Below are 1,660 nucleotides of genomic sequence, written 5' to 3'. Positions count from 1 at the left end.
GGGTGCGGAGATGGCCGGGGTTTCGGAGCGCCCGGCCTCCTCCGCTGGCACCTCGCACGTCATTGGGGTGTTGTGACCTCATGCCCTGGCGGCATTTTTTCTGAAGCAAACAGCAGCGCATTCGCTTGCTCGCTGCGCCAGGATTTCAACCGACGTTGAAGGGTTCGAAGAAGCTTGTTCGGATAGTCTCCAGGATATTCCACCTGCAGGCGCGAGAGCAGTTCGCTGCCGGTCCGCCAAGGCTCGGCTTCAAACCATTTTCTCAAATCTGACGTTGCCCGGATAAGCGGATCGGGACGACGCCGGCCCCTTTTAGCCTTCACGATTGGCCGATCCGTCGGGCGCGTGGCGCCGTCCTTCCAGGCCGTTCGCAGGCTTGCCAGGAAGCGATCAATCGATTGTGATGCCGCAGCAGGATGGGCGGATGGTTGGATATCCGCGAGCGCCGCGAGGCGCTCCTGCACGTCGCGGATGTCGCGCAACAACGTGACCGGATCGAGAGCGGTATAGATTTCCTGGAGATGGTGGCGGACCGCATCAGGCGTGCGGGCGTCCGCTGACAGGCGCTGGTGGGGTGTTGCCGGCGCGCTGTATGTCTTACGTACACGAGCACCGTCGCGCTGCTTGGCTAACAGTTTGAACGAAGGTTGGAAGAAGTTTACGAACAGCCGCGCTGACCGATAGAGTTCCGCCAGTAGCTTGGCCGCCTCCAGGCCTTCGAACCTACGATAGCCGACCATCCTGCGCACGACGGCGCCGTTCTTTTGCTCGACGAACGCCTGGTCATTCTTCCGGTAGGGACGGCAACGCGTGAAGACAATGTTGGCCGCCTCGCAGTAGGCCTTCAACGTCTCATTCATGAACACGGTGTCATTGTCCGTGTCGAAGCCGAGCAGCGCAAAAGGCAATTGCTTGCGCAATTCCGTCAGCACCGTGCTCACCAGCGTCTGTTCGCGCACGATCAGAGGTGCGCACTCTGTCCAGCCGGTAGCAATGTCGGTGAGCACGAGGGTCTGGATGAAGCTGCCGCGCGCAGATGGACCGCTATGCGCTACAAGGTCGGCCTCGACGAATCCCGGCGCCGGATCATTCCAATCTGCCGAAGTCCGTATTGGAATACTGCGACGCAGGGAATGCCCCGCGTGCCGCCGGCGCTTGCGACCCAATTTTTCTCGAACCCGCACCAAGGCGCGGTCGATCGTCGCAGCGCTCATCGCCAAAAGTTTGGTGCGAATCTCAGGGGCAAGGTCGAGGTGCCCGTACCGTTCCATCGCCTCAATCAGCGCGGGCATTAATGCTTTCAGTCGCTTCCCGCAGATGCGGTCTGACGCCTCCCAAAGCAGCACGAGTGCGGTGTGTTCTGCTTCATTATATATCCGACGTCGCGCCCGTCGGCCCGGATGTACGCCTTCCTGGTTTCGAAGTAGACGCATCGCATGCTTCCGATGGAATCCGGTGATGTCGACGAACTCGTCCAATATCCGCGCCTTCTTCGCGCGATCCGACCGCCGATAGCGCACGCCTGCCGCCGCCGTCAGTTCCTTCCGCGTTGCCATGCTTAGCCACCCCATCTCCGCCCCTCGCTCGTTCCCGGTCCAGGGGAGCAATTTACGTGAGGCAACGGCTTAGGATCCGGTAACAATTAAGGCGAGGCAATGCG

The 1,660-nt window shown here is 60.8% G+C and carries 1 protein-coding gene; it reads right to left on the bottom strand.

Annotated features, from left to right (window positions below):
* Window positions 1–59: 59 nt before the first annotated feature.
* Window positions 60–1,571 (bottom strand): ISNCY-like element ISBj12 family transposase, encoded by a 1,512-nt coding sequence (locus tag QJT82_RS45305; protein ID WP_011084703.1) that lies wholly within the window; start codon window positions 1,569–1,571, stop codon window positions 60–62.
* Between the last annotated feature and the right edge of the window lie 89 nt (window positions 1,572–1,660).

The sequence above is a fragment of the Bradyrhizobium sp. Mp19 genome, assembly GCF_029952935.1.
GTDB lineage: Bacteria > Pseudomonadota > Alphaproteobacteria > Rhizobiales > Xanthobacteraceae > Bradyrhizobium > Bradyrhizobium elkanii.
The sequence above is the reverse complement of the archived record's forward strand: the minus strand, read 5'-3'. Positions and strand labels throughout refer to the sequence as shown.